The 23,050-nt window shown below is 66.7% G+C and carries 15 protein-coding genes; 8 read left to right on the top strand and 7 right to left on the bottom strand.

Annotation, left to right across the window (positions count from 1 at the left end):
• Positions 1 to 11: 11 nt before the first annotated feature.
• The 4 genes from pgaA to C7H84_RS05255 all read right to left on the bottom strand — a co-directional run bounded on the left by pgaA (position 12) and on the right by C7H84_RS05255 (position 6,143).
• Entirely contained in the window at positions 12 to 3,023 is a 3,012-nt protein-coding gene (gene pgaA, locus C7H84_RS05270) for a poly-beta-1,6 N-acetyl-D-glucosamine export porin PgaA (RefSeq protein WP_121857734.1), read from the bottom strand.
• Positions 3,024 to 3,129: 106 nt separating this feature from the next.
• On the bottom strand, positions 3,130 to 3,915 hold the full coding sequence (locus C7H84_RS05265) for a hypothetical protein (protein ID WP_121857733.1): 786 nt from the start codon (positions 3,913 to 3,915) through the stop codon (positions 3,130 to 3,132).
• Positions 3,916 to 3,992: 77 nt separating this feature from the next.
• On the bottom strand, positions 3,993 to 4,430 hold the full coding sequence (locus C7H84_RS05260; RefSeq protein WP_121857928.1) for a hypothetical protein: 438 nt from the start codon (positions 4,428 to 4,430) through the stop codon (positions 3,993 to 3,995).
• Positions 4,431 to 5,138: 708 nt separating this feature from the next.
• The gene (locus C7H84_RS05255) at positions 5,139 to 6,143 is read right to left on the bottom strand and encodes a LysR substrate-binding domain-containing protein (protein ID WP_121857732.1); all 1,005 of its coding nucleotides are present in this window, start codon (positions 6,141 to 6,143) and stop codon (positions 5,139 to 5,141) included.
• A 784-nt stretch (positions 6,144 to 6,927) separates the two neighbouring features.
• On the opposite strand from C7H84_RS05255, the gene C7H84_RS05245 reads away from it, so the two are divergent.
• The 7 genes from C7H84_RS05245 to C7H84_RS05215 all read left to right on the top strand — a co-directional run bounded on the left by C7H84_RS05245 (position 6,928) and on the right by C7H84_RS05215 (position 18,333).
• The gene (locus tag C7H84_RS05245) at positions 6,928 to 8,343 is read left to right on the top strand and encodes a circularly permuted type 2 ATP-grasp protein (RefSeq protein ID WP_121857731.1); all 1,416 of its coding nucleotides are present in this window, start codon (positions 6,928 to 6,930) and stop codon (positions 8,341 to 8,343) included.
• A 64-nt stretch (positions 8,344 to 8,407) separates the two neighbouring features.
• Entirely contained in the window at positions 8,408 to 9,349 is a 942-nt protein-coding gene (locus C7H84_RS05240) for an alpha-E domain-containing protein (protein WP_121857730.1), read from the top strand.
• 8 nt (positions 9,350 to 9,357) lie between these two features.
• The gene (locus C7H84_RS05235; RefSeq protein WP_121857729.1) at positions 9,358 to 10,401 is read left to right on the top strand and encodes a transglutaminase domain-containing protein; all 1,044 of its coding nucleotides are present in this window, start codon (positions 9,358 to 9,360) and stop codon (positions 10,399 to 10,401) included.
• Between the two features lie 99 nt (positions 10,402 to 10,500).
• Positions 10,501 to 13,950, top strand: coding sequence for a transglutaminase family protein (locus C7H84_RS05230; protein WP_121857728.1), 3,450 nt, complete (start codon positions 10,501 to 10,503; stop codon positions 13,948 to 13,950).
• A 230-nt stretch (positions 13,951 to 14,180) separates the two neighbouring features.
• A complete protein-coding gene (locus C7H84_RS05225) occupies positions 14,181 to 16,787 on the top strand; it encodes a circularly permuted type 2 ATP-grasp protein (protein ID WP_121857927.1) in 2,607 nt (868 codons plus the stop codon).
• Entirely contained in the window at positions 16,781 to 17,875 is a 1,095-nt protein-coding gene (locus C7H84_RS05220; RefSeq protein ID WP_121857727.1) for a transglutaminase family protein, read from the top strand. The genes C7H84_RS05225 and C7H84_RS05220 overlap by 7 nt, the downstream gene beginning before the upstream one ends.
• Before the next feature lie 185 nt (positions 17,876 to 18,060).
• Positions 18,061 to 18,333: a hypothetical protein gene (locus tag C7H84_RS05215; RefSeq protein ID WP_121857926.1), complete on the top strand. Its 273-nt coding sequence runs from the start codon at positions 18,061 to 18,063 to the stop codon at positions 18,331 to 18,333.
• A gap of 100 nt (positions 18,334 to 18,433) precedes the next feature.
• Here the strand turns inward: C7H84_RS05215 and pip are convergent, their stop codons facing one another.
• The gene (gene pip / locus C7H84_RS05210; protein ID WP_121857726.1) at positions 18,434 to 19,366 is read right to left on the bottom strand and encodes a prolyl aminopeptidase; all 933 of its coding nucleotides are present in this window, start codon (positions 19,364 to 19,366) and stop codon (positions 18,434 to 18,436) included.
• Positions 19,367 to 19,706: 340 nt separating this feature from the next.
• On the opposite strand from pip, the gene C7H84_RS05205 reads away from it, so the two are divergent.
• A complete protein-coding gene (locus C7H84_RS05205; protein WP_121857725.1) occupies positions 19,707 to 20,858 on the top strand; it encodes an acyltransferase in 1,152 nt (383 codons plus the stop codon).
• 277 nt (positions 20,859 to 21,135) lie between these two features.
• Here C7H84_RS05205 and C7H84_RS05200 read toward each other — a convergent pair whose 3' ends face one another.
• Both C7H84_RS05200 and C7H84_RS36225 read right to left on the bottom strand, forming a co-directional pair.
• Positions 21,136 to 22,020 carry a hypothetical protein gene (locus tag C7H84_RS05200; protein WP_121857724.1) on the bottom strand — a complete coding sequence of 295 codons (885 nt, stop codon included), beginning with the start codon at positions 22,018 to 22,020 and terminating at the stop codon, positions 21,136 to 21,138.
• Positions 22,010 to 23,026: a hypothetical protein gene (locus tag C7H84_RS36225; RefSeq protein ID WP_162999207.1), complete on the bottom strand. Its 1,017-nt coding sequence runs from the start codon at positions 23,024 to 23,026 to the stop codon at positions 22,010 to 22,012. The genes C7H84_RS05200 and C7H84_RS36225 overlap by 11 nt, the downstream gene beginning before the upstream one ends.
• Positions 23,027 to 23,050 lie beyond the last annotated feature (24 nt).

Here is a 23,050-nt window from a genome sequence, read left to right as displayed (position 1 = left end):
CGATCTCCTGGTTAGAACGGCAGGTTGACCGACATGAAGCCGGTTTCGGAGCGCTCGCGCTGACCGTCGTACGCATGGCTCGTGACCTCGATGCCATAGCTCAACGTGATGTCGTGCTTGAACGTCCACGCATGTTCGAGGCGTGCGCTCCACAGCGCGCTGTTGCCGAAGCCGCGCTCGTTGTACACGCCGCCCGACACCGACACGCGCTGCTGCAGCCCCATGTCACCCTTCTTCCACAGCGTCAACTGGTGCATGACGGTCGCCGCGGCCGAATAGTCGCGGCTCGGGCTGTAGTACGGCGCGTCGTGTCGCGTGTTGCTGCCGGTGCCGAGCTCCAGCGATACGTTGACGAGCTGCCTGGCGGCCGTGTACACGCGCTGCGTGGCGGTCGCCGCGATCTCCTGGTGGAAGTTCGAATCGCTGTAGCGGCTCACGCCGTAGCTCAGCCTGACCTCGCGGCGGTCGTTCTGCCGATACACGACCGAAGCGTTCGCGGAGCGGCCCCAGATGTGCGCGGCGTATGCCTTCCACGGCAGCGAGTTGTCGTTGCTGTCGAGCCCGGCGTTGACCGTCCAGTAGTCGTTCAGCGCGTATGCGATCGTGCCGCGGCCGCCGGTGCGGCCGTCCGTGCCGAACGAGCGCGTGACTTCGGCCTGCAAGGTGAGCGGCCCGTGCCGGTAGTCGCCGCCGACGCCGGTACGCGTGCGCTTGATGTTGCCGCCGTCGGTCTGCGCGTAGCCGAAGAACGTATGCGAGAACACGCGCCAGTTGTCGGCGAACGGCGGCGAATATACGTAGCTGTCCGACGTGAAGCTGTTGTCGGCCAGCGCGCTGTTGCCGTGCTCGAAGCTCAGGTCGGTCGTGAACACGGGGCTGCGGTACGCCGTGTAATCGCGCTTGAAGCCGCGCACGGCGCCGCTGTCCGGGAACGTGTTGTCCAGCGTCTGGTCGACGGTCTTCGCGGTCGCGTAATCGTCTGCCACGAGCGATGCGCGGCCGAGGCCCGCGAGCATTTCGACGCTGTCCGGGTGATCGGTCAGCGATGCGCGATACATCGCGATCGCCTGGCGCGGATGCGACTGGCCCGACACCGCGTCGGCATGCGCGGCCCGGACCTCCGCGTTGAACGGCACTTCTTTCTCGAGCTGCTCGAGCGCGGCGATCCCTTCGTCGACGTGCCCGGTGAAGATCAGGTACTGCGCGCGCAGCCGGTAGTAGCGCAGATAGTCGCTTTCGCCGGGACCGACGTTGGTCACCTGCTTGACCGGCGGCAGCGACTTCTCCATGTCGTCGAGCACCTGCTTCGCTTCCGGCGCATGCGCCTGGTCGACGTACGACCAGAACAGCCCTTCGCGCAGCTCGATCGGCTGCGTGCGGGCGCCGTACTGGAAGCCGCGCGTCGCGCGATCCGTCGGCGATGCGGTCGCCTGCTGCAGCGCACGCGCGTAGACGACGTTCGCCTTGCCCGGCTCGCTGAGGTACAGGTACGCATCGCCGACGGCCGCCAGCGCGTCGATCGAGATTTCCGCGTTGGACGGAATCGTCTCGAAGGTCTTGACCGCCTGGTTCATGTCGCCGCGTGCCGCCAGCGCGACGGTCCGGTCGCCGGCGAGCGCGGTCCGGACCGGCGTGTACTCGGGCGTGGCCGGCATCCGCTTGTCGAGGTCGTCCGCCGCGCGCAATGCGTTGTCGAGACCGTCGAAGCGGTCGGGACTCGTCATCGAGCGCGACTTGTCGCGGCCGCCGCGCACCTGCTGGCGAATCGACAGTTCTTCGAGCTGGGCGATGTCGACCGCCGAGAACGCATCGGGCCGCGCCTTCGCTTCTTCGAGCGCCTGCACCGCGCCGCCGCTCGCCGCAAGGCCGAACACGTCGTTGCGCACGGTCGCGACATCGGCGGTACGGAGGTTCGGTGCCTTCGCGTTCGGCGCCTCGACGTCAGGCCCCTGCGAGCGTTGCGTTGCCTGCCCCGGCAGCTCGGCACCGGGCGATTGCGAACTCGGCGCCGCGGTCGAGGGCGGCTGCGCGCCAGGCGCCGTGGTAACGGGCGCCGGCGAGTTCGGCATCGGCGTGCCGGATACCTGCGCGGTCTGCGTCGGCGAATTCGTCGGGGCGGCGGTCGGGGCGGTGGCGGCCGTCGGTGCGAGCGGCGCCGCGGCGTCGGACGAGCGAGCACCCGGCGCGGGCGCGCTCGGCGCCGCGGCCGGTGTTGCAGGCGATCCGGCGTCCGCTGTCTGGGCAAGCTCGTGCGGCGCGTCGGGCGCGTGCGAGACCGGTGCGGCTGTTGCTGATGTCGCCGGGGCCGGTTGCATCGACGCATCGGACGTCTGCGAATCGGTTACTGGCGTATTCGGAGATGCGGTGTCGGATGCCTGGGCGGGTTGCATCGACGCGTCGGATGCCTGCGAATCGGGTGCCGGCGTATTCGGAGACGCGGTGTCGGATGCCTGCGCGAGTTGCATCGGCGCATCGGACGTATGCGAATCGGTTACTGGCGTATTCACAGACGCGGTGTCGGATGCCTGCGCGAACTGCATCGGCGCGTCCGACGTTTCCGAATGAGGTGCCGCCAGATTCGGAGACGCGGTATCGGATGCCGGAGCGGCCTGCATCGGCGCATTCGGCGCGGGCGCGCCCGGCGCCGGACCACCAGGCTGCGGCGCTTCCGGCTCGACGATGACGGTGGTCGGCGCAGCCGGCGGCTGCGGGGCCGAAACCTGCGCCATCTGCATCGACGCATCGGACGCCTGCGCGATCGGCGTTGGCGCATTCGGGGGCAGCGCGTCGAGAAGCCGGGCGCTCTGCATCGACACACCGGCCGGTTGCATGTCGGGCGGCGGCGCGTCCGGCGCGCCGTTCGTTCCGGCAATTTCGCTCGTGCCGCTCGGATGCTCGTCGCCTTCCGCGGCAAGGCACGAGCCGGACGCGAGGAGCAGCAGGAGCAGCGGCGCATGCAGGAGGATCCGCCGCGTGGGCGGAACGACGGTGGTGCATTGTTGTTTACTACGATTGTTGGCCACGGTGTGTCTCCTCACTCTGTAACGATCACTTCGGTTGCACGCCCGACGACGTGCGTCACCGGCCGTCGCGCCGCAGGGCGGCGAGACCCGGCGGCATCCGACCGGTTCACAGGCGGTTGCGGATCGCTTGTCCAAGCAGCGCGCGCGATTCGCTGTTCCTCGGATCGAGCGCGAGTGCGCGGCTCGCGTTGTGCTCCACGCAGCTCCATGCGTCGATCTGTGCGCACGAGCGTGCCCTCGCGAGCGCGCGGGCACCTTCCAGTTCGTCGCGCGTGACGCTGGTCGGTTGCATGTGCGCGGTGTCGGCGGTGTACGACTGCGGCTGCAGTCCCGGGGCGGGCTCGGCATGCTTTCTCGTGCGCGCGAGCATCTGCGTGCGTGACGTGCGGTGCGCGTCGGCCTGCCGCCCGGCGTGACCGCTGGCCGACGCGGCAAACGCGTTGCCTGCGAGCGGGGTCGATGGCGCATGGGTGGCGCGCGCGTGTCGCGCGGTGGAACGGGCGGCAGGTGGCGGCGGCTCGGCCGGTTCAGCCGCGGCCAATACCGACGGCGTAGCCGATGCAGGCGCTGCAGGTGTCGCAGGCGGCGCGGCTTGCGCGACCGTCGACGTCGAGTCGCCGGGCGCAGCTGAGGCGGCTGAGGCGCCTGCGCTGGATGTGCCCGCCGTCGCAGTCTCGACGAGGCTGCGGTACTTTCCGACGGCGCTTCCGATTACGCCGGCGATGTCGTGCGTCACGTTCGCATGGCCGACCCTCGTGTCTCGCTCGACATACGCGAAGGCTCCGAAGATCGCGGCAAACGCAACGATGCTGAGCGCCGCATTCTTTCCCGGACCCCAAGAGGGTTTCGGCTCACGGACGGGCGAGCCGTCCGGTCGTTCTGCACGAGTCATTCAATCCTCCTCGTATGATGGGTGGCGGGGGGGGGGGGCGATCTCGCGCGCTGTCGGCACGCGGGTTCAGATGCGGCTCACCATTTCAACTGCGTGGTGAGGGCACCCGTTTCGACGATCGCGAACTGCGTGGCCCCCTGATAGATCCCTTCGACCCGGTAGCTTGCGTCGGGCACGCTGAACAGACAGCGCGGCCCGGTTGCCTTGAACTCGACCAGTACGCGGCCATGCCGTCTCAGTCGCACCTGGACGTTGGACAGCGGTTGCCCGGTGCCGCCGGATACGAACGACACGCCCAGGTTGTACGGGCGGCCGTCGGGGGGGAGCGGCGCCGTACCGTCGATTCGTGCGTCACCGCAGATGTACGAAATCGTGTATCGCCCCGGGGCCTCGCCGGACGCTGGCGTCGCGGGTTGGTTCCGGGTCGGAGTCTGAGCCCCGGCATTCATACAGAAGGCGGTTACGACAATGCCGACGAGCGCGCGAGCATGCTGTTCAAACTTCGAGGAAGACATTGCAACCTCCATCCGGAATCGATGACAACGCATATATTCCGAGTCGAATTAACTGCGCTCTTATGCGACACGCTATTGATACACGATGGGTTTTGAACAAACAACTGCGTGTAGTCCCAATGAGACGCGTTTTAAACGTCGTATTTAAGGAGGATTGCCACTTATTCGACGAAATGGGTCAAGGCTGAACAAAGTCGATATTGCCGGACACGAAACTTGCTCGGCAGTAGTGGTGACCTGAAGCAAAAATTCCGATCTAAGAGGTATCGGAATTTTTGCCGAAAAATAACGACTGATCAAAGCCAGATTTGCTTCTGTCATCGAGGCATTACGATGACTTTCGGAGCACAGCGGGGGAGGGGCGAAAAAGAGGGTGCGACGTTTTTTCAGAAATCGTCATCTGATGAAAATAGAAACTTCTCTTATTTTCTGTAACAGGGTATTTCCGCCTGATGAATCGGCAACTAATTCACGATCAACGCCCGGATCAGAAGAAAATCCGCCCGGACGCGCAAACGTTTGCCGTTTTCGTAATATCGATTAATCGTATGGGATAACCGGCAGACAGCGAGCAGGGAAAATGCTCCGGCCGGAAGAGCGTGAAGATGCCGGAGTGACGGGGAGGATTTTCAAGGCGCGCCGCGGCGGCGGACGGGAGGGCGGACGAGCGACGAACCGCGGCCTAAAAGGGGCAAGAGGGCAAGAGGGTCAGCGGCTGCCGCCGGCGCTGCGGCGCGCGATGCGCACGGCCGGGGCCAGCGGCGTGATCGGCGTATCGGCGGCCGGCGTGCCGTCCGCTGCCGAGCGCGGCCGGTTCATGATGTAGGTCCACAGCTGTTCGGCCGCGAGCCCGCGCTGGCGCGCGGACCGGTACAGGCGGATCTCGAGCTCGGTGATCCAGTCGGCCGACCCCGCGCAGACGAGCGAACCTTCCGCGAGCTCCTTCGCGACGCAGCTCTCCGGCAGCCAGCCGATCCCGTGTCCGGCCACGACCATGCCTTTCAGTGCCTCGGACATGTGTGTCTCGAAGCACCGGTGCAGCGCATAGGATTCCGAAGCGTTCAGCAGCAGCATCTCGACGACGTTGCCGAGGAACGCACCGGACGAATACGCGAGCAGCGGCAGCGGCGCGTCCGGTGTGCCCGGCAATTCGAATGCCGGCCGGCCGCGCGCGTCGGGCGTCGACACCGGCAGGATTCGCTCGACGCCGAGCGTGACGAACGGGAAGTGGTTCGGATCGAGGACGATCGGCAACTGCGGATGGTGATAGCCGAGCAGCAGGTCGCATTCGCCTTCGACGAGCTGCTGCACGCCTTCGGGCACGTTCACCGCATTGACGCGTGCGGTCACGTGGCCGACTTCACCGTTCAGCTGCTTGAGCCACTCGGGGAAAAGCGTGAACACGAGCGTGTGCGCGACCGCGAAGCGCACGACCTGGTCGCTCGCCGCGAACTGGTCGTAGCCGTTCACCAGATTGCGCGCTGCATACATGCTGCGCAGGATGTCCGCCGCGAGCCCACGGAACATCTGCCCGGCCGGCGTCAGCGCGACCGGATTGATGCTGCGGTCGATCAGCTTCGCGTCCATCCACGTTTCGAGCGCGGCGATTCGTCGGCTGAACGCCGACTGCGTGAGGTGCCGATGACGCGCTGCTCGGGAAAAGCTCTTGGTATCCGCAAGGCTCAGGAAATCTTCCAGCCACTTCGCTTCCATTTCGATCTTCGCTTTTTATAGTCGGCGCCGGACGGGCGGCACCATTTCACTGAACCGGTTTGGTAGCGTACCGCGCCTCGCGCACCGGGGCTGATGTTTTTTTTCGATCGGTGTTAGTCGAAATATGCATGGGCGTTGTCGGCGGCATTACGGCTGCATAAGTTTCAGGTGCCGGACCCGGCTAACCGGTTAGTTCACCGCGTCGAACTGTCCGACCCGCCGCAGACGGTACTTCCCCCCAGGGCCGGCCTCGTGCCGGCCCGCCTTTCCGCGATTCCACCCGGGCAATCGAAGGATGTGGCGCCATTCCCGTCCGCGGTGCAGGACGGGCCGCCGCGACGGACGGACGGACGCCGCCGCGGCGCGGTTCGCTGCGATGCGGCAAGACCGGGCGAAGAGGTGGCCGGGCGAGGCCTGCCGCACGGCGGCCCGAAGCCGTGCCGACGCGGGCGCGCAATCGCTGCCGGCCCGCAGCGCGGTAACGGAAGACGTGCGGGCAGGGGGAAGTAATGGTGCAGTGCAGATTGCACAGTCGTGACACGCGGGAGAACTATGTTCGACAGACGCGGTGCAACAGCGGCCGTGCGTGGGGGGCGGCACACCGGTGGCGCGTCTTGTGCCGTGCGCCGCACCATCATGGTGCGGCATGCTGCGGGGGCGTGCCGCCCGCGCGACAAAATGGGGGGCCTGAGGGGGTATCGCAAGGCACGTTCCTTGCAAGGCAGTCAGTACGCCGGTCCGGCATGCGCAATGCCGGGGAAAACGATCGACGGAGAAAAGATCGATGAAGCCATTCGATGAAATGCTGCAATCCGGCGACATGGTAAGGGCGCCTTATGCGCGCCTGAAGCAATGGCTCGACACGCAGAATCCCGCGAGCCTCGCCCAGAAGGCCTACGACGCGGAAGGCGTGTTCCGCAGGACGGGCATCACGTTCGCCGTGTACGGCGACTCGCAGGCCGCCGAGCGGCTGATTCCGTTCGATATCGTGCCGAGGATCATCTCGGGCGCGGAATGGAGCCGGCTGTCGCTCGGCATCGAGCAGCGCGTGATGGCGCTCAACGCCTTCCTCGACGACATCTACCACCGCCAGGAAATCGTGCGCGCGGGCATCGTGCCGAAGCACCTGATCGCGCACAACGAGGCGTTCATTCCGGAGATGATCGATTTCCGGCCGCCCGGCAACGTTTACACGCACATCATCGGCGTCGACATCGTGCGCACCGGCGAAAACGAGTTCTACGTGCTGGAGGACAACGCACGCACGCCGTCGGGCGTGTCGTACATGCTGGAAAACCGCGAGACGATGATGCAGCTCTTCCCCGAGCTGTTCCAGCAGGTCAAGGTGCGCCCGGTCGAAACCTATCCGCAGATGCTGCGCCAGTCGCTCGCGGCCGTGTGCCCACCGGGCGGCAACGCCGACAACCCGACCATCGCGGTGCTCACCCCCGGCATCCACAATTCCGCGTACTACGAACATTCGTTCCTCGCCGACCAGATGGGCGTGCACCTCGTCGAGGGCAGCGACCTGCAGGTGGTCGACGGCCGTGTCGCGATGCGCACGACCGAAGGCTTCCGGCAGATCGACGTGCTGTACCGCCGCGTCGACGACGCGTTCCTCGATCCGCTCACGTTCCGCCCCGATTCGGTGCTCGGCGTGGCCGGGATCATGGACGTCTATCGCGCCGGCAACATCACGATCGCGAACGCACCGGGCACCGGCATCGCCGACGACAAGGCGATCTACTCGTACATGCCGGAGATCGTCGAGTTCTACACGGGCCGCAAGGCGCTGCTGGAGAACGTGCCGACCTGGCGCTGCGGCGAGGCCGACAGCCTGAAGTACGTGCTCGAGCATCTCGACGAACTCGTCGTGAAGGAAGTGCACGGCTCGGGCGGCTACGGGATGCTGGTCGGCCCGTGCGCGTCGAAGGCCGAGCTCGAGGCGTTCGCCGCGAAGCTGCGCGCGCGGCCGGCGAACTACATCGCGCAACCCACGCTGGCGTTGTCCACGACGCCGATCCTGACCGAAGCCGGCCTCGCGCCGCGCCACGTCGACCTGCGGCCGTTCGTGCTGGTGTCGGACCGGATCCGCATCACGCCGGGCGGGCTCACGCGCGTCGCGCTGAAGGAAGGATCGCTCGTCGTCAACTCGAGCCAGGGCGGCGGCACCAAGGACACCTGGGTGCTGGCCGACTGAGCCGGGCACGACCGCGCGCGCCGCAGCCGGCGCGCGAACCGAACGAAGACGGAGTGGACACGAGATGCTTCTGGGACGAACTGCGAGCGGTCTCTACTGGATGTACCGCTATATCGAGCGCGCGGAGAACATCGCGCGCATCGTCGATGCCGGGCTGCGGATGGCGCTCACGCGCACGTCCGACGCGCCGGCCGAATGGTCGTCGGTGCTGGTCAGCTCGGGCGCGGACGACGGCTATCGCGAGAAGTACGACGCATACGCCGCCGACACCGTGACCGATTACCTGCTGCGCGACCGCGACAACCCGTCGAGCGTGCTGTCGTGCCTCGAGGCCGCACGCTCGAACGCGCGGATGGTGCGCACGGCGCTCACGCGCGAGGCGTGGGAGAGCGTGAACGGCGCGTGGCTCAACCTGCGCCGCACCCTCGCGCAGCCGGTGCCGGAGAGCGTGCTGCCGGCGGTGCTCGACGAGGTGAAGCGCGAAACCGCGCTGATCCTCGGCAGCTTCTACAGCACGATGCTGCGCAACGAGATCTTCGATTTCGCGCAGATCGGCGCGTTCGTCGAGCGGGCCGACAACACCGCGCGGATCATCGACGTGAAATACCACCTGCTGCTGCCGTCGGTGTCGCACGTCGGCACGATCCTCGACAACTACCAGTGGGAGACGATCCTGCGCTGCGTCGCCGCGCACCGGTCGTATCGTTGGGTGTACGACGTGCAGTACAAGCCGATGAACATCGCCGACTACCTGATCCTGAACGGCCGCATGCCGCGTTCGCTGCGCTATTGCTACGGCCGCGTGGTATCGAGCCTGAACCTGCTCGCGAAGGATTACGGCGTGACACATCCGTGTCACGACACGGCCGCGAAGATCCTGCAGATGCTGTCCGACACGTCGGTCGAGCGGATCTTCAAGAGCGGCCTGCACGAGTTCCTGACCGACTTCATCGGCCGCAACAACAGCCTCGGGGTCGATATCGCCCAGGCCTACAACTTCGACTGAGACTTGCCATGCGACTCGCCATCCGACACATCTCGCGTTATCAGTTCGACGATCAAGCCACCCATGCGCTGCAACGGCTGCGGCTGCGCCCGCAATCGGGGCCCGGACAGACGGTGCGCGCGTGGCAGATCACGATCGACGGCGTTGAGCCGACGCTGTCCTATTCGGACGGGTTCGGCAACCGGATCGATCTCGTGCGCCACGACCGCGACGCGAAGCAGGAGGTCGTCGTGGTCGCGGCCGGCGTCGTCGAGACGCAGGACCGCGCGGGCATTCTCGGCAATCCGGAGGGCTATGCGCCGCCGTGGATCTTCGAGCGCGAGACCGAGCTCACCAAGGCCGGCGATACCGTGCGCGAGCTCGCGCAGGCGCTGCCGATCGAGCCGCACAGCCTCGATGCGCTGCACTGGCTGATGACCGAGGTGCACGGCCGAATCGCGTACGCGCCGAATCTCGCCGCCGACGCGCCCGTCGATGCCGAAACCGCGCTGCAAAGCGGCGAGGGCACGAGCCGCGACCATGCACATGCGTTCATCGCGGCCGCGCGTGCGCTGAAGGTGCCGGCGCGCTACATCTCGGGCTACGTGCTCGCCGACAGCGCGATGCAGCGCATCGCCGACGCGAAGCAGAGCGCAAGCGGCGGCGAAGAGGAGGAAGCGCTCGCGCTGCAGAGCGGCGACGGCATGCAGCAGGTGCTCGGCGCGTCGCATGCCGCGCAGTCGCAATCACAGTCGCAATCGCAATCGCAGTCGCAGTCGCAGTCGCAAGGGCAGTCGAAGTCGCCATCGCCCGGGCAGCCGCACGTGGCGCTCGGCGCGCAGCCGCAGGCCGCCGCGCTGATGCAGCAGCCGGCCGGCCACGCCTGGGCCGAGGCGTATGTCGAAGGGCTCGGCTGGGTCGGCTTCGATCCGTTCATGAACCGCTGCCCGGACGAGCGCTACGTGCGCATCGCGGTCGGCCTCGACCATCGCGACGCGCAGCCGGTGACGGCGCTCGGCGCGCGCGCCGTGGGCGTCGAGATCAGCGTCGTGCAGTCGCCGGAACTCGTCTGACGCGCACCTTCGCCGAATCCGCCATGCCGGGCCGCCGCCGCAGTCGCAGCGGCGGCGTGGCGCGCGCGGCCGGCCCAACCCGAACCGAGCGGCTCTCCCATGCCCATTCACGTCGCGCTGCATCACACCACCCGCTATCGCTACGACCGGCCCGTCAACCTCGGCCCGCAGGTCGTGCGGCTGCGGCCCGCGCCGCACTGCCGGACGCCGATCGTCGCGTATTCGATGACGGTCGAGCCCGCGCAGCACTTCATCAACTGGCAGCAGGACCCGTTCTCGAACTATCTCGCGCGGCTCGTGTTCCCGGAGCGCACCGAACACTTCGAGATCACGATCGATCTGGTCGCCGAAATGTCGGTTTACAACCCGTTCGACTTCTTTCTCGAAGCGAGCGCGGAGCAATACCCGTTCGACTATGACGATGCGCTGAAGACCGAACTCACGCCGTATCTCGCGTGCGATCCGCAGACGAGCGCGGCGCCGCTGTTCCGCGCCTATCTCGACGGCGTCGACCGCACACCGGCCGGCACCGTGAACTTCATCGTCGCGCTGAACCAGCAGCTGCAGCACGACATCGGCTATCTGGTGCGGATGGAGCCCGGCGTGCAGACGCCCGAGCAGACGCTCGAACTCGCATCCGGATCGTGCCGCGACAGCGCATGGCTGCTCGTGCAGCTGTGCCGGCATCTCGGCATCGCCGCGCGTTTCGTGTCCGGCTACCTGATCCAGCTCACGCCCGACGTGAAGGCGCTCGACGGCCCGAGCGGCACGTCGGTCGACTTCACCGACCTGCACGCGTGGTGCGAGGTCTATCTGCCCGGCGCGGGCTGGGTCGGCTTCGATCCGACGTCGGGCCTGCTCGCCGGCGAAGGGCACATTCCGCTCGCGTGCACGCCGCAGCCGACCAGCGCGGCGCCGGTCGAAGGGCTGATCGACGAATGCGAAGTCTCGTTCGAGCACGAGATGGCCGTGACACGCGTGTACGAATCGCCGCGTGTGACGAAGCCGTATACGGAGCAGCAATGGGACGCCGTGCGCACGCTCGGCGCGCAGGTCGACGGCGCGTTGACGGCCGGCGACGTGCGGCTCACGCAGGGCGGCGAGCCGACCTTCGTGTCGATCGACGATCGCGACGGCGCCGAGTGGAACACCGACGCGCTCGGCCCGACCAAGCGCGGCTACGCGACCGAACTCGTGCAGCGGCTGCGCGCCGAATACGGCGCAGGCGGCTTTCTGCATTTCGGGCAGGGCAAGTGGTATCCGGGCGAGCAGCTGCCGCGCTGGGCGCTGTCGATCTGCTGGCGTGCCGACGGCCAGCCCGTATGGCACGATCCGTCGCTGTTCGCCGACGAGCGCGAGCCGTCCGCGTGCACGACCGACGACGCGAAACGCTTCATCGACGCGCTGGCCGCGCGCCTCGGGCTGACCGACGAATTCGTGCGACCCGGCTACGAGGACGTGTGGTACTACCTGTGGCGCGAGCGCCGGCTGCCAGTCAACGTCGATCCGTTCGATTCGCGCCTCGACGACGAGCTCGAGCGCGCGCGGCTGCGCAAGGTGTTCGAGCAGCAGCTCGACAGCGTGGTCGGCTACGTGCTGCCGATCAAGCGCGCGGACGATGAGCCGGGCCGCGATCGGCGGGGCAGCGATGAACCGGGCCTCGACGGCCCGCGCTGGCAGACGGGCCCGTGGTTCTTCCGCGACGAGCGGATGTACCTCATGCCCGGCGATTCGCCGATGGGCTATCGGCTGCCGCTCGATTCGCTGCCGTGGGTCGCCGGTGCCGACTATCCGTATCTGGTCGAACGCGACCCGTTCGCGCCGCGCGCCGCGTTGCCCGATGCGGCCGCGCTCCGCTCGCGTCATGTGGCCGCGGCCGACGCGCCGCGGTATCTCGCAGGCGTGCATCGCGAAGCGTCGGCTCAAACGGTCATGCAGTGGCGCAATGACGATACGGCCGCTGGCGGGCGACACGCGCATGCAGCGCAAGACCCGCGGCGTCACCCCGAGCCTTTCGAATCGGCCGCATGGATCACTCGCACTGCTCTGTGCGCCGAAGTGCGCAACGGCATCCTGTACCTGTTCATGCCGCCGCTGGCCGCGCTCGAGGATTATCTCGAGCTGCTCGCCGCGATCGAGCTGACCGCGCAGGCACTCGACGTGGAGCTCGTGCTGGAAGGCTATCCGCCGCCGCGCGATGCGCGGCTCAAGCTGCTGCAGGTCACGCCCGACCCCGGCGTGATCGAGGTGAACATCCATCCGGCGCGCAGCTTCGACGAACTCGTCGGCCAGACCGAATTCCTGTACGACGCCGCGTGGCAGTCGCGGCTGTCGAGCGAGAAATTCATGGTCGACGGCCGGCACGTCGGCACGGGCGGCGGCAACCACTTCGTGCTCGGCGGCGCGACGCCGGCCGACAGCCCGTTCCTGCGCCGTCCGGACCTGCTCGCGAGCCTGATCGCCTACTGGCACAACCATCCGTCGCTGTCGTACCTGTTCTCGGGCCTCTTCATCGGCCCGACGAGCCAGGCGCCGCGCGTGGACGAAGCGCGCAACGACCAGCTCTACGAGCTCGACATCGCGTTCGCGGAAATCCAGCGCAACACGCTGCTGCACGGGAAGGACATGCCGCCGTGGCTCGTCGATCGCGTACTGCGCAACCTGCTGATCGACGTGACCGGCAACACGCACCGCAGCGAGTTCTGCATCGACAAGCTGTATTCGCCCGATTCGTCGACCGGACGCCTCGGCCTGCTCGAACTGCGCGCATTCGAGATGCCGCCGCACGCGCGGATGAGCATCGTGCAGCAACTGCTGCTGCGCGCGCTGGTCGCGCGCTTCTGGACCGCGCCGTACACGACGCCGCTCACGCGCTGGGGCACCGCGCTGCACGATCGCTTCATGCTGCCTGCGTTCCTGAAGATGGATTTCGACGACGTGCTGGCCGAACTGCGCGACGCCGGCTTCGCGTTCGATTCCGCGTGGTTCGCGCCGCACTTCGAATTCCGTTTCCCGCTGTTCGGCCAGATCGCGGTGAACGGGATGGAGCTGTCGTTGCGCGGCGCGCTGGAGCCGTGGCACGTGATGGGCGAGGAGGGCTCGGCCGGCGGCACGGTGCGCTACGTCGATTCGTCGCTCGAACGGCTCGAAGTGCGGGTGACCGGGCTGAACGACAACCGCCACGTCGTGACCGTCAACGGCCGTGCGCTGCCGCTGCAGCCGACCGGCACCGTCGGCGAATACGTCGCGGGCGTGCGCTACAAGGCGTGGGCGCCGCCGTCGGCGCTGCATCCGACCGTCGGCGTGCATGCGCCGCTCACGTTCGACATCGTCGATACGTGGCTGCAGCGCTCGCTCGGCGGCTGCCGGTATCACGTCGCGCATCCGGGCGGACGCAACTATGCGACGTTCCCGGTCAATGCGTACGAGGCCGAGAGCCGCCGCCTCGCACGCTTCGTCGCGATGGGGCACACGCCCGGGCGGATGACGGTGACAGCCGCCGCGCCGAGCCGTGAATTCCCGTTCACGCTCGACCTGCGGCGGCCGTGATCGTCGGATGAAAGGACGCACGACGATGCAGGGGACGCGACCGCCCGGCGCCGCGGCCGGAGTGCTAGGATGCGGGCAGATCGCGGCCGCCCGCTGCGTCCCGCGCGTGCGCCGGGTGCGTGGTGCCCGGCCGCCGGTGCGGCGGCGCGCGGGCGCGGCCGCACCCTGACGACGCAACGATACCGACCGTGCAGCCCATTCACCCCGACGATCTCGCCGACGCCGACGCGATGCCCACGCTTTTCGATACCGGCGCGCAGCCGGACGCCGCGGAACTGGCCGCCGCGCTCGCGGCGCCGGCCGCTTCCGGCCGCTACGACGAGCTGCGCGGCAGTGCCGCCGGCCTCAAGGCGCCGCTGCTGGCGCCCGCGTGGCGCAACTTCTTCACGTCGATCGGCAGCGACGGCGTGGCCGACCTCGACCGCCGTGCCGATGCGCTGCAGCGGCGCATGCGCGAGAACGGCCTGTTCTACCAGCTCCACGAACAACGCGCGGGCGACGGCGCGGCCGGCCCATGGTCGCTCGACCTGCTGCCGCTGATCGTCACGCCCGAGGATTGGGTCGCGATCGAGCGCGGCGTGCTGCAGCGCGTCAGGTTGCTGAACGCGACGATGGCCGACCTGTACGGGCCGCAGACGATCCTGCAGCGCGGGCTGCTGCCGCCCGCGCTCGTGACCGGGCATCCCGGTTACCTGCGCGCGATGCGCGGCGCCCGCGTGCCGGGCGATACGTGGCTCCACGTCGTTGCGTTCGATCTCGCGCGCGGCCCTGACGGCCAATGGCGGATCGTCGCGCAGCACACGCAGGGCGCGTCCGGCCTCGGCTATCTCCTCGAGAACCGGCTGATCGTGTCGCGGCTCTTTCCGCGCGGCTTTCGCGGGCTGCGCGTGCAGCGGCTCGCGTCCACGTACCGGTCGCTGCTGCAGAGCATGCAGGCGCTCAGCCCGGCCAGCAAGAATTCGCGGATCGTGCTGCTGACGCCGGGGCCGCACAGCGCGACGTATTTCGAGCATGCGTATCTCGCGCGCTACCTGGGTCTCACGCTGGTCGAGGGCGGCGACCTGACCGCGCGCGACAACCGCGTGTTCCTGAAGACGCTGGGCGGGCTCGAACCCGTGCACGGGATCCTGCGGCGTGTCGACGATGCGTGGCTCGATCCGCTGGAACTGCGGCCCGATTCGATGCTCGGCGTGCCGGGGCTGCTGCAGGCCGTGCGCGCGGGCAACGTGCTGCTCGCGAACGCGCCGGGCTCCGGCTTCCTCGAATCGCCGGGCATGCTCGGCTTCATGCCGCGCCTCGCGGAAGCTTTGCTCGGCGAAACGCTGACGCTGCCGGCCGTGCATTCGTGGTGGTGCGGCGAGGCGGCCGCGTGCGACGACGCGCTGCCGCAGCTCGCGCGCGGCATCATCAAGCCGTCGTATCCGCCCGACGTGCAGGCCGGTGGCGCGTTCGATCCGGTGATCGGTTCACGGCTCACGCCGGCGCAGCTGGCCGAGTGGCGGGCGCGGATCCTGGCGCGACCCGAGCACTACACGGTACAGGCCGACCTGCCGCTGTCGCAGGCGCCGACCTGGCCGGGGCGCGATGCGCCCGACGGCCAGGGCGGCGCGCGCATCGTGCCGAAGCCGCTGCTGCTGCGCGTGTTCGCGCTCGCCGACGGCGCACAGCGCTGGCGACTGCTGCCGGGCGGGCTGTCGCGGGTCGGCACGCGCGATACGCTGTTCAACGCGCCGATGCCGCGCGGCGGCAGCACCGTCGACACGTGGGTGATGACCGAAGGCATCGTCGATTCGACGACGCTGCTGCAGACCCGTCTCGGCCCCGACGATCTCGTCGAGCGCCCGCGCGCGATCGCGAGCCGCGCTGCCGAGAACCTGTTCTGGCTCGGCCGCTACACCGAGCGTGCGACCAACCTGATGCGTCTCGCGCGCGCCGCGCTGGAGCGCTTGCGCGGCGAGGACGACGTCGACAGTCCCGCGCATCTGGAGCTGATCGACACGCTGTGCCGCGATACGGGGCTGATCGCCGCCGACGCGCCGAACGCCGTCGATGCGCCGCGCGCGTTCCAGCACGCGCTCGCGACGTCGCTGACGCGCGGCGCGGACCGCACGTCCGGCATCGCATCCTGCCTGTTCGGGATGCGCGGCGCGGCCGCCGCGATCCGCGAGCGGCTGTCGAGCGACCAGTGGCGGCTGATCGACGACGCGACGCAACTGTTCGCCGACAGCGCCGATCATCCGGAAGCCGAGGAGCAGATCGGCAACGAGGCGCTGCAACTGCTGGAGCGGCTCGGGCTGGTGCTCGGCGCGATCACCGGCGCGCAGACCGACAACATGACGCGTGACGACGGCTGGCGGCTGTTGTCGATCGGTCGGCAGATCGACCGGCTGGACTTCCTGTGCAGCGTGCTGAAGTTCGCGTTCGACGAGGGCGCGGTGCACCGGCAGGACGGCTTCGAACTCGTGCTGGAGCTGTTCGACAGCACGATCACGTTCCGCTCGCGCTTCCAGCGCGGCTTCGACGTGGCGCCGCTGCTGTCGCTCCTGGTGCTCGACACCGACAATCCGCGCTCGCTCGGCTGGGTCGTGCAGGCGCTGCGCGGCCGGCTGACGAAGGTCGAGCGCAGCGAAGGCTATGCGCTGTCCGAACTGGCCGAGACGATTCCCGACGTCCCTGCGTGGTCGCTGCACGAACTGTGCGAAACCGACGACGACGGCCGGCACGTCAAGCTGCTCGATGCGCTCGACACGACCGCGAAGGCCGTGTGGGAGCTGTCGAACCGGATTGGCGAGCGCTATTTCAGCCACGTGCGCGAAGCGGGCAGGACGCTATGGTGACGCAGAAGCACGCGGCGAAGACGCCGCCCACGCCCGGCTCGGGCACTGCGAAGCCGGCAGCGGCTGCGCCGGCGGCCTCGACTTCACCCGCCAGGCCGACTTCATCGGCCACTTCGATTCCGCCGGCTACCGCCACACCAGGCCGGTTGCTGCGTGTCACGCACGACACCGAATACCGCTATGCGGCGCGCGTCGAATCCGCGCAGCACCAGGCGCGGCTGCAGCCGCTCGCGACGCCGCGCCAGCAGGTGCTGTCGTTCGCGCTCGACATCGAGCCCGCGCCGGAAACGGTCTGCACCGAGATCGACGCATTCGGCAATGCGCGCGCGTCGTTCGCGCTGAACCAGCCTCACGACACGCTGCTCGTGCGCAGCCGCAGCACCGTGCGCGTGAGTCCGCCCGTCTGGTCGCAAGGCGCGCGCGGCGCGCCGCCGCCCGCGATCGCGAATCCCGACGCGGATCACGCAACGGCGTGGGAAGCCGTGCGCGACCGCTTGCAGTTTCGCGCGGGGCAGCCGTATGACCCGGCGAGCGAGTTCGTGTTCGCGTCGCCGCATGTCGCGTGCGATCCCGAGCTGGCCGCGTATGCGGCCGAGAGCTTCACGCCGCAGCGGCCGCTCGTGCAGGCCGCGTGGGACCTGATGCGGCGGGTCCATGCCGATTTTGCCTATACGCCGAACAGCACCGACATCACGACGACCGCGCTCGATGCATTGCGATTGCGCGCGGGCGTGTGCCAGGATTTCGCGCACGTGATGATCGGCGCGCTGCGCTCGCTCGGGCTCGCCGCGCGCTACGTGAGCGGCTATCTGCTGACGCAGCCGCCGCCCGGGCAGCCGCGGCTGATCGGCGCGGATGCGTCGCATGCGTGGATCGACGTGTACGACCCGGCCTGGCCCGAGGATGGCGGCTGGCTGCAGCTCGATCCGACCAACGATCGCGCGCCGGGCGACGACTACGTGATGCTGTCCATCGGCCGCGACTACGCGGACGTGACGCCGCTGCGCGGCGTGATTCGCGGCGGCGGCGCGGATCAGGAGCTGAAGGTCGGCGTGACGGTCGAGCCGCTTGACGAGGCGGCGCCGTGATACGGCGTGATCGACCCGCGGCCGGGCCGTTTTCGCGTTTAAGTCTTCGTTAATACAGCACGCCTAGCATGGTCATGCCGGCGAACGGATCGCACCGCGGTCCGCCGCTGGCGGCACGCGCGGGTGCGCCGACGTCACGGCGCCGCACCGTCGCGCGTCGCCATTCCCTTGCAACGGCGGCAGACATGATCAAGAACTTCGACTACACGCTCGGCAACGAGACGATCGAGCTTTGCGCGAGCTTCGGCGCGGGCCCGGCGTTCCGCCGCGTGCTCGTGAGCCGCGCGGATTCGATGGAGACGCTCGTGGTGCTCGACGCGCGCGGCCTGTCGGGCCTGCTGAAGGTCGCGACCGAAGAGCCGGAAGGATTGCTCGACGATGCGATCCGCAAGGTCGGGGATGAGCAGCTCGTCGAGCGCGCGATCAACGGCCGGACGATCGTCGAAGCCGCGCTTTGAGCGAGGCGGCGCGGCGGCGCGGCCGGCGCGGTGCGGGGCCGGCCGGCAATGCCGGCCTGGGCGCGCCGCGCCGTGCTGCGCAAGTGTCGCGGAGTGTGAGTTAGGTGGCGAACCGGTTCGTCGCGGCGAGCAGTGCCTTCAGGATGCCCGGTTCGTTGTATGCGTGTCCGGCGTCCGGCACGATCTCGAACGTCGCGTCGGGCCACGCTTTCGAGAGATCCCACGCGGTGCGGGCGGGCGTCGCGATGTCGTAGCGCCCCTGCACGATCACACCGGGAATGCCGGCGAGACGATGCGCGTCGCGCAGCAACTGGCCTTCGTCGACGAACCCGCGGTTCACGAAGTAATGGTTTTCGATCCGCGCGAATGCGAGCGCGTAGTGGCCGTCCGCGAAGTGCGCGGCGAGCGCCGGATCGGGCAGCAGCGTGATCGTGCGGCCCTCCCAGAGGCTCCATGCACGCGCGGCTTCGAGTTTCGCGGCTTCGTCATCGCCCGTCAGCCTGCGATGGTAGGCGGCCATCAGATCGCCGCGTTCGGCTTCGGGAATCGGTGCGAGGAATTCTTCCCACAGGTCGGGGAACAGCCACGACGCGCCTTCCTGGTAGTACCACAGCAACTCCGCGCGACGCATCGTGAAGATGCCGCGCACGACGAGCGCGCTTACGCGTTGCGGATGCGTCTCCGCGTAGGCAAGCGCGAGCGCGCTGCCCCATGAGCCGCCGAACACCAGCCACTGTTCCGCGCCGACCATCTCGCGCAACCGCTCGATGTCGGCGACCAGGTCCCACGTCGTGTTGTTGTCGAGGCTCGCATGCGGCGTCGAGCGTCCGCACCCGCGTTGGTCGAACAGCAGGATGTCGTAGCGCTCGGGATCGAACAGGCGACGATGGTCGGGGCTGCAGCCTGCGCCCGGGCCGCCGTGCAGGAACACCCCGGGCTTGCCGGACGGGTTGCCGCAGCGCTCCCAGTAGATGCGATGGCCGTCGCCGGTGTCGAGGTGGCCGTGGGCGTAGGGTTCGATCGGTGGGTACACAGGCAGGCTCCGGGTGGGGGTCGACAGGAGGGCGGACGAGGCGCGGCCGGCGTGCGGGCGCAGTACCGGTCGCGCCGATATTGCGGTGCCGCAAAATTCGTTGTATCTGCATCGGCGCGTCGCCGCCGCACATGGCTTGTCATTATGCCCATTCAATCCGCTCATTGCGTGTGGATCGGCGAAGGCTTTGCGGCCCGGCGTTCGCGGCCGTACGGGCATCGGAATTTTTTCAGGAATTTCATTCCGATATTTTTCATACAAAATCCCGGCGGCATATCGGCGTGCCAGTCGGGCCGCCGACATCTCCTGCTCCTTTACCGTGCCAACGGGAAACCAGCCGATGAACCATCGCGTCACGCAGTTGACCGGGTTGCGCGCCGTCGCGGTGACGATGGTGGTGGTCGGACACGCCGAGCACGTGCTGCCGGGCGGCTACACCGGCTGGTTCGCGCCGCTGCGGCTGATCGCCGACGGCCGGCTCGGCGTGCTGATCTTCTTCGTTCTCAGCGGTTTCCTCATCACCAACGTGCTGCGCGCGGAATTCACGCGTACCGGCGGGATCGCGCTGACGTCGTTCTACGTGCGCCGCGCGCTGCGGATCTGGCCGGCTTGTTATGTGTATCTCGCGACCGTCGGTGTCCTCGCCGTCGTCGGGTGGCTCGATGTCGATCGGCGGCAGTGGCTGTATGCGGCGCTGCATTTGTGGAACTACTCGGCGTGGTTCGGGCTGGCCGGCGACAACGCGCTGCATCCGGATGGCGCGTGGTATCTCGGTCATTTCTGGTCGCTCGCGCTCGAGGAGCAGTTTTACTGGTTCTGGCCGGTGTTGTTCGTGTACGGCGCCCGGCGTCGTGGCACGCACTGGCTGGCCGCGTTGATCCTGGTCGTGCCGCTGGTGCGCGCGCTCACGTATTTCGTCGCGCCGGCGCTGCGCGGCCAGCTCGGGATGATGCTGCACACGGGCGTCGATCCGATCCTGATCGGCTGCTACGCGGCGCTCAATTGCGAACGGCTCGAAGCGTGGATCGGCTCGTGGCGCCACGAGGCGCGCATCGCGACGGTGCTGGTCTTCGTCGTGCTGTTCGGGATGCCGATTGCCGAACATCGGCTCGGCGGCTTCTGGAATGCGACGTATGGCGTGACGCTCGAGGCCGCGCTGATCGCAATCGTGATCGTCGTGCTGAATTTCCGCAGCGAGTTCTGGTGCGCGCGGTGGCTGCGGGCTAGGCCGGTCGTGTTCGTCGGTACGACCTCGTTCAGCCTGTATCTGTGGCAGCAGCCGTTCGCGAACGCGAGCCTGCCGGTCGCGCATGCGTTTCCGCTTGGGATCGTGTGGGCGCTGATTGCTGCGACCGCCAGCTATTTCCTCGTCGAAAAGCCGTTCCTGCGGCTGAAGGATCGCTATACGGCGCGTGAAGCGCGACGCGTGCGGGACGACGCGTTGCAGATGCCGGCGCCGGCGGATGCGATCGGGGCGAAGGTGGTGGAGTAGGTGGGCGTGTTACGGGCCGCCGATGCCTCACTTGAAGCGCTTCTGCGCCTCAGTTGAGTACCAGCCAGCAGTGAATCAAAACGAATGATTCTCTGGGCATGAGGGGGTTACGGATTGTTGTGGATGTCGCTTAACGGCCAACTTCGGCCGTTCGTCTATGCCGTGAGTCGACGCTCTGACGTCGGCTATGCTCCAGAGACCGGACGGAAACCGGACTAGCCACTGGTACTTTCTGGCGACGAGCGGTGAGACGTCCACGAACGTGCGTGTTGCGAAACTACGAGGCGGCATTTGTTGTAGGGGATCCATTGGCTACGACATTTACCTTGCCGTCAACACGCTTCAATTCCGCGGGGATTTCATAGCCCGTCAAACTGTGTGCGACGCTGGCAATGACTTGAAGCAGCGGCACGAATCCTTGGAAGTGTTCGCGGTTACGATCTTCTGTACATATTTTCTGACAAAGGCGCATCTTGTTAAGGGAGCGAATGGTCGTGTACGTGCCATTTCCCCTATTATTTTCTTTCGTGTCGAAGACGTCGTCCGTAAAAACGCTCAAAGGGAGCATGTTTTCAATCCCGAAACGCATTTCTTCATTATCCGGGTTGGTTGGTATCGTTCGGATTGAGAGTTGACCATCATCCACATCAGCTTTTCGAGCATCGTTGTCGTATAAAAAGCAGACGGGCCGTTTGACTAGTTCGGGCTTCGCGCGAAGGAAGTTGTAAGCCGAATTAAGGGAGTCTTTTCCAGTATTAAAGCCCTCTCCACGTTTTGGATCCTTCGCCCCGACCCACTCAATCTCAACGGCATCGAAAATATTGGCGAAACCCAGCAATTCAATTGCGGTCTTTATGTAGAGAGGATCCGTTTCGCCTTCGACGAGAACCAAGAGCTTACCAGGTTCGTTTGCGACTCTGCGAATTTGATCGTTAAAAGCGTGCGTCTCTTGCAAGATGTCAAGCGCGCGCCCAAATTCCGTGTACGCCTCTGCTTGCACCGGTTCGCCAGAGGGCATATCAAAGAGGTTGAATGCCCCTTCCGGAAAGACCTTTTCCATGCCTAGGACGAAGAGTGGGGAATGGCTGGACAGGATGAATTGAACCTTCGGAAACATCTTTATCAGGGCAGGAATCGCCCGATACTGAAGATCAATGTGCATATGTGAATCGATTTCGTCCACTACGCACATACCAGTGATGTTGCCTGATGCCGGAATTTCTCCGGCAGTTGTGCCATCGCCATATCGCATTAGCGTGCCAAAAATGTTGAAAAGGGTACCTTGCTCCGGCGGACAGCGACTCCAGTGGCAGCGACGGGGAGAGGTCTGTCATCGAGTACCCGATGCCCGCCTTGTTATACCGACCGAGCCACGTCAGCCTCGCAGTCGGGCTATCGAGGATGGTTCGCAGGATGGTGTTGAGGTTGCCCCACAGTGCATGTGCAGGTGCAATCCGAGCCGTGTTACCGGCTGCGACCCAATGGACTTGGTTATTCGCAAACACAGGCTGCACATCAGCGCGGACTTCGAGCAGCACCGAAAGCAGCCATTGCTTGAGCTTTTCTAGGCCCTTCTCGACAAAGATCGGCTTGTTAAGCTGATGACTATATCGCGGCGTAAGATCAAATCCGGTAGGAGGAAGGCTACCCTGATTCAACCAATATGGCGTTTCCGAACGACTCGATGGAAAGTAAACATATGCACCTTCGTCGTAACTGCGTTTAGCCACGTCCGACGAGACGGCACATGTTTTCGAATTTCCATCGGTTTCCCAAGCTACAAAATTCCGAAGCGAGGCCGGAGTTCGCTGCTGAACATCAGTGGCAACGAGTCGACCCGCCTTCTCAACATAGGCGAACTCGGAATCTCCATGTGCGAGGCGCAATATCACGACCGAACCGGGAGAACCAACCTTTACGCTGTTACTGCCCACTATTCTGAACCACGCTCTTCCACCTTGACCGCTCGATGGGGTTACGTCGGTGTAATGGATGGCCGCAACCTCGAAGAGAGCGTCTGCGGCCATGGAGAGAACGTTTGTCTTTCCGCTGCCGTTGCCGCCCACCAATACAAATGGCTTTGGTTCCCCGTTTTGCGCAAATCCGGGCGAAAGGTGCAAGCGTTCGATCACCCCATTGTTCTCAACGTAAATTTCTCTTAAGTACATATGACCTCGGTCTCGCTTGCTCTC

Origin of the sequence: Burkholderia sp. Nafp2/4-1b (assembly GCF_003635165.1) — a bacterium.
Lineage (GTDB): Bacteria > Pseudomonadota > Gammaproteobacteria > Burkholderiales > Burkholderiaceae > Burkholderia.
This window is presented reverse-complemented; position numbering and strand designations above follow the sequence as displayed.